The 6,653-nt window shown below is 37.4% G+C and carries 6 protein-coding genes; all 6 read right to left on the bottom strand.

Annotation, left to right across the window (positions count from 1 at the left end; all coding sequences use genetic code 11):
* Positions 1-345 (bottom strand): dipicolinate synthase subunit B (locus CWO92_RS03365; RefSeq protein ID WP_101352752.1); only part of this gene is annotated, 345 nt, incomplete at its 3' end.
* Positions 345-1,244 carry a dipicolinic acid synthetase subunit A gene (gene dpaA / locus CWO92_RS03360; protein ID WP_101352751.1) on the bottom strand — a complete coding sequence of 300 codons (900 nt, stop codon included), beginning with the start codon at positions 1,242-1,244 and terminating at the stop codon, positions 345-347. The genes dpaA and CWO92_RS03365, both read right to left, overlap by 1 nt.
* Positions 1,245-1,501: 257 nt before the next feature.
* The gene (locus tag CWO92_RS03355; RefSeq protein WP_101352750.1) at positions 1,502-1,732 is read right to left on the bottom strand and encodes a YlmC/YmxH family sporulation protein; all 231 of its coding nucleotides are present in this window, start codon (positions 1,730-1,732) and stop codon (positions 1,502-1,504) included.
* A gap of 228 nt (positions 1,733-1,960) precedes the next feature.
* On the bottom strand, positions 1,961-3,196 hold the full coding sequence (locus CWO92_RS03350) for a M16 family metallopeptidase (protein WP_101352749.1): 1,236 nt from the start codon (positions 3,194-3,196) through the stop codon (positions 1,961-1,963).
* A gap of 138 nt (positions 3,197-3,334) precedes the next feature.
* Positions 3,335-4,312: a polysaccharide deacetylase family protein gene (locus CWO92_RS03345; protein WP_233269712.1), complete on the bottom strand. Its 978-nt coding sequence runs from the start codon at positions 4,310-4,312 to the stop codon at positions 3,335-3,337.
* Between the two features lie 93 nt (positions 4,313-4,405).
* Entirely contained in the window at positions 4,406-6,523 is a 2,118-nt protein-coding gene (pnp, locus tag CWO92_RS03340; protein WP_101352748.1) for a polyribonucleotide nucleotidyltransferase, read from the bottom strand.
* Positions 6,524-6,653 lie beyond the last annotated feature (130 nt).

Here is a 6,653-nt window from a genome sequence, read left to right as displayed (position 1 = left end):
AGGGGTAACATAAAATTCGTATGAGTCTGTTAGCGCATTTGCCATTTTGCTCATGGAATTTCCTGTTAAAGGAGCTATCACCATACAATCAAGCGGGAGCTTTGGTCCTAATGGTTCAGCATCAACAATAGAGCTGATCACTTTTCTTCCAGTGACTTGTTCAATTCTTTCAATCCAATCTTCTCCATTGCCGAATCGTGTATCTGTATTTTTCACTGTATATGTTACAACTGGGATTACCTCTGCCCCTTCTTCCACTAATCTTATTATTTCAGGAAACACTGCATCATACGTACAATGAGAACCCGTTAATCCAAAACCAATTCGTTTCCCTTGTAAACTCATTATAATTTCTCCTTTCGCTTCAATACATCATCTTCCAGTAGTTGGGCTAGGACATTTCCTAAAATTTGCCCTGCTGATTTTGGTGCAACAATTCCCGGCAAACTTGGAGCAAGCAACGCCTTAATTCCTCGTTTTTCAGCATAACGGAAATCTGTTCCTCCAGGTTTTGATGCTAAATCAATGATTAATGTATGAGTCGGCATTTTTTGTATCACTGCTGCATTTACGACAAGATGTGGAACAGTATTAATACAAATATCAATATCTCTTACTTCTTTATCCAAATCACTTAAATGGAATGGTTGAAGTCCCATTTCAGTAATCCTGGCTAAATGCTCCGTTTTTCTGGCTCCAACCTTGACTTTTGCGCCAAGGTGATGGAAAGCTCTGGCAACACTCATCCCTACTCTTCCTAAGCCGAGCACTGCAACACTGGAACCATGTATAGTAAATTCCGTATGTTGAATTGCCATCATAATCGTTCCCTCTACAGTAGGGATGGAATTGTATATCGCAACATCATCTCTTTCGAATAACATAACTAAGCGTCTTTTAACCTTTTTGGTGATTTCTTCCAAAAATGCATTTTTGATTCCTGTATATATCGTACAATGTGATGGGGTTTTTAATAGCATTTCTTCTGTAATTTCAACCGTTTCAGCGGAAAAAATCATTTCCACACGACCATTCGAATCCGTACCAGTAATAGGCAGTATAATAGCATCTACGTCTGAAAAGTCTACATCCGTTATTTTTTCTTTACTTACACCGGAGAAAACATGATCTAATTGCTCGAATCCAATTAATGACAGTTTTGCATCTAACTCAGATAATTTCCGGATTACTTCTAATTGACGAGCATCTCCACCAATCACAGCAATCTGCAGTCCTGTCAACATCAATATCGTCACCTTCTTCAATGTTGATTGGGTTTATACCTTAAACATAGTATGTAAGAATTGGGTAAACGGTGAAAAAAAAGCGGAAAACACCATGCTCGTCGACCATGTATAGGCACTATTTTCACCAAATTTGGACTTTTTGCAGGGAGAGACAGATGCAAATCCATCTGCCCATAGGCACTGAAAATAGTGACTATTTTTACGAAAAAAGCAAAACCCCGCTTAATAGCGAGGTCAAATCTTAATGTATTCTATTACTGGGGAACTTCTAAAATAATCATATCTGTTCCAATGGTACGAATTTGCTGCCATGGAACTTTTATTTCATTTAGATGTTTCTTCTTCCACTTACCAGTTGGAATGATTAAGGACTGAATTTGTCCTGTACTTTCATTAATTTCAAGATCTGTCTGTCCAAGTATCCCAAGCCTTTGCGCTCTGCGGAAATCCACAATTTCTTTCCCGCTTAATTCACTTAGTCGCATCCTTATCCTCCTTTTGCCTATTTATAGTTGCTTCTTTATACTTATGAGCCCTTTTCCAGACAAGTATGAACCAATAAATTTTTTCCAAATAGAATAAGAAAAGAGCCATGCTATTATCAATGTATAGCTCGTATATAGTTTTTAGAATGATAAAATAAAAAAACTGCATCCCCGCTTGTTAGAAAAAGTTTCTAACAAGCGAAGTGCAGTTCATCCTTTGGGTCTTCCCTATATATTTTTCGGCAAAGTACCACCAGGACTTACCAAGGAAATGGAACTTTGCTTAGAAAAAATATCATTACAAAGCGTATTTACTCTATCTGTTGTTACTTGGTCAATTACTTCCACAATTTCATCCAATGAACGATGATATCCTAACAATAATTCATTTTTCCCATTTCTGCTCATTCGACTGTTAGTGCTTTCAAGTCCGAGCATTAAACTTCCCTTCAACTGTTCTTTGCAGTTTTTCACTTCTTTTTCTGTTACCCCTTCACCTTTAATGGTTTCTAGAGTTTCGAAAATTGTATCATATAGTTGGTCTAATTGGTTGGCGCCAGTGCCTGCATATACTGTGACCATACCAGTATCTTTATAAGAAGAATGATAAGAGAACACAGAATAAGCCAATCCACGTTGTTCCCTTACTTCTTGAAATAAGCGTGAGGACATACTGCCACCTAAAATGTTATTTAAAACAATTAAATCGTATATTTGCTTATGCCCAATTGGCAATCCTTCATAACCTATACATAAATGAGCCTGTTCCGTATCTTTCTTTTTAACAATGTGGTTAGAATGAAATGTCGGTGCTTCTACATTTCGATTGCCATTGCCTCCTGTATAATTTCCGAATAATGACTCAATTTGCTTGATAAAGGATTCTTCTATATTTCCTGCAACCGATATAACGACGCGATCAGGAGTATACATATCATGCATATATTGATGTAGCGTCTCGCTATTAAAAGTTTCTAAAGTTTCTTCTGTACCAAGGATCGGATAACCCAGTGGATGATTTTCATAAACTGTTTTGCTTAATAAATCGTGGACTATGTCATCAGGAGTATCCTCATACATTTTTATTTCTTCATATACTACATTCTTTTCTTTCTTTAATTCATCTTCCACGAATGTAGAATGGAAAAACATATCGGCCAAGGTTTCTAAAGCGAATTGAGAATGATTGTCCAAAACCTTTGCATAGTAACAAGTATATTCCTTTGATGTAAACGCGTTGACCTGTCCACCAATAGAATCAAATGCCTCTGCAATTTCACGGGCAGTTCTTGTTTTCGTTCCTTTAAAAAACATATGTTCCAGAAAATGGGAAATACCATTATTTTCTGTTGTTTCATTTCTTGATCCTGTACCAATCCATATTCCGATAGCGACTGAACGAACGGTCGGAATTTCTTCTAGTACAATTCTTAGTCCATTTTGACAAGTATATTTCTTGATCACGATGCTTCCTCCTTCATTCATGCTGTATGACCTAATCAGTAACAATTGCGCGATTTTCAACTAGGATAGCATAAACATTTACACAAGTATTATCTTTATCTTTTCCCTTAATCCGTTTTCCATCATTATTTTTTTATATCAAGGTGTCGACTCTCTTTTTATAATTCGCTCCTCATCCACTAGTTTTGATACCGTTCCAATTCGATATTGTTTTTTCTTTATCTCTACAATTAGCTGCTCTAACGCATTGGCGGTTGATTCAGTAGGGTGCATAAGAATTAGAGCTCCTGGATGAACCTTCGTCATCACCCGAGTGACAATAGTGCTTGGGGAAGGCTTTTGCCAATCAATAGTATCTACACTCCACATTATCGTACCCATTCCCATGGAATCAGCAATTTTCACTACATCATCCCGATAACTGCCGCTTGGGGGAGCAAACCATTTTACCTTTATATCTTCACCTGTGGTTGCTTGTATAACCTGGTTAGTCTTTATTAGTTCCTCTCGAATTCGAGCTGATGTAAGATTTTTCATATCTGGATGTGAAAAGGAATGATTCCCAACTTCATTGCCATTTTCTACGATCATTTTTGCCAATTCGGGATTATTCTGTGTCCATCTTCCTTCTAAGAAGAATGTGGCATGGATATTATATTTCTTTAATGTTTCTAACATTTTCGGCAAGTATTCATTTCCCCATGCAACATTAATTAAAAAACTCACCATAGGCTTGTCAGGATTGCCCCTATAAATCGGACTCGGTGGCAGGTCTTCCAGATGTACTTTGGGTTTAATTTGAGTATAAATTAATTTGTTTTTGTCAAATTTTTTATCCTTTTTCATATTGTCATAGGATGCTTTTATATCTACCTTTAAACCATTAATCCCTGGAATTGCCTTCCAAATTTTATCTACCTTTGCATCTTGCGGTTTGATGGAATATTCTTTTGCAGCTAATTCTATTTGATTGTATAAATCACTTTGATCTGCATATATGTAAATGGTACCATGTTTTAATTTGGTAAGGTATTGATTAGATAACGGATTTTCAATTAGGACTACTGTAAGAATAGCAATCATCATGATTCCAATCAAGCTTTTCGAATTTTTCACAGCTACCTTCCTCCTTCCCCTATATATTATGAAGCGAAGGGACAAGGTAGAACGCAGAAAGAAAAAAGCCAGGTCTCCCCTGACTTTTAACATTTACATTTGCTTTTCATTTTCCTGCTGTTCTTTTAATACTGCTTTTCGAGATAAGTTAACTCGGCCATGATTATCAATTTCTGTTACTTTCACAAGAATTTCATCACCAATTTTAACAACATCCTCAACTTTTTTCACACGTTCTTCCGCTAATTCTGATATATGAACGAGTCCATCTTTTCCGTTAAATATTTCAACAAATGCGCCAAACTTCTCGATTCGTTTTACTTTACCTAAGTAAACTTGGCCAACTACCACTTCACGAACGATATCTTCAATGATTTTCTTGGCTTTTTTATTCATTTCTTCATTTGCTGAAGAGATAAAGATGGTTCCATCTTGCTCAATATCAATTTTCACGCCGGTTTCTTCGATGATTTTATTAATTTGCTTTCCACTTGGTCCAATCACATCACGAATCTTATCCGGATTAATGGTCATCGTTAAAATTTTTGGTGCATATACGGAAAGCTCAGTACGTGGTTTCGAAATAGTAGACATCATATGATCAAGAATTTGCATACGACCACGTTTAGCTTGTTGTAATGCTTCTTCTAATATTTGTCTAGAGAGACCCTCGATTTTAATATCCATTTGTAATGCAGTAACACCTTTTTCGGTTCCTGCCACTTTAAAGTCCATATCGCCAAGATGATCTTCCATCCCTTGAATATCCGTTAAAATAGTATAATGTTCTCCTGATTTAACAAGACCCATCGCGATGCCCGCAACTGGTGCTTTAATCGGTACACCTGCATCCATCATTGCTAAGGTACTTCCGCAAATACTTGCTTGAGAAGTTGAACCATTTGATTCAAGCACTTCGGACACTAATCGGATGGTATAAGGGAAATCCTGCTCATTCGGAATAACTGGTTCCAGTGCACGTTCTCCTAAGGCACCATGTCCAATTTCTCGGCGTCCTGGTCCACGCATTGGCCCTGTTTCTCCGACACTGAATGGAGGGAAGTTATAATGATGCATAAAGCGTTTCGACTCTTCAATTCCCAATCCATCTAGGATCTGTACATCTCCAAGAGCTCCCAATGTACAAACACTTAATGCTTGAGTTTGTCCACGTGTAAAGAGGCCAGAACCATGTGTTCGAGGTAAAATGCCAACCTCAGAGGATAATGGACGAATTTCATCAATTTTTCTTCCATCTGGACGCACCTTGTCTACGGTTATTAGACGGCGAACTTCCTCTTTAACCATTTTATCTAAAATTTTCTTTATTTGTTTTATTGTTTCTTCATCGGTAATTTCTCTTTCTTCAAAGTCAGCTAATACTTTATTTTTAACCTCTGCAATTGCATCTTCACGCGCATGTTTTTCTTGTACTTGGATGGCAGCAATCATAGAAGTTTCACACATTTGACGAACTTCAGCCTCAAGTTGAGGGTCTAATTCAAAGAGAACAACCTCCATTTTTTCCTTGCCGACTTTTGCCACAATTTCTTCTTGGAATGCAATAAGCTTTTTGATCTCTTCGTGGCCAAACATGATTGCTTCTAACATAATTTCCTCAGGGACTTCATTTGCACCTGCCTCAACCATGTTAATCGCATCCTTCGTACCTGCAACAGTCAAATGCATGTCACTTTTTTCTGTCTCCTCAACCGTAGGGTTAATAATAAATTTCCCATCTACACGTCCTACAATTACTCCTGCAATTGGACCTTCGAATGGGATATCTGAGATAGAAAGTGCGAGGGAGGAGCCAAACATTGCAGCCATTTCTGTAGGGCAATCCTGATCGACACTCATAACAACACTGACAACCTGAACTTCATTACGGAATCCATCTGCAAACAATGGTCGTATAGGTCGGTCAATTAGTCTGCTTGCAAGTATTGCTTTTTCACTTGGTCTTCCTTCTCGTTTAATAAAACCTCCGGGAATTTTACCTACTGCATATAATCTTTCCTCATAGTTAACTGTCAATGGAAAGAAATCGACTGTTTTAGGCTCTTTCGATGCTGTTGCTGTGCTTAAAACACCTGAATCTCCATAACGAACAAGGACGGCCCCATTAGCTTGTTTAGCAAGTTGGCCAATTTCAACTGTAAGTTCTCGTCCTGCCCATTCCATGGTAAAAACTTGTTTTTCCTGTTCCATGTATAATCTCCTTTCACGATTTTCAATTTAATAAATAATATAAGAATATTTTCAATGGAGTCGTAATATATATGTATTGTTCACCAAAGTACAAAAATATTGTCTGGTCATGTTTGGGAGTTCGATTTAT

This window comes from Heyndrickxia camelliae (genome assembly GCF_002844575.1).
GTDB classification, from domain to species: Bacteria; Bacillota; Bacilli; order Bacillales; family Bacillaceae_C; genus Margalitia; species Margalitia camelliae.
Note: the sequence above shows the minus strand (reverse complement) of the source record. Positions and strands in the feature narration are given on the sequence as shown.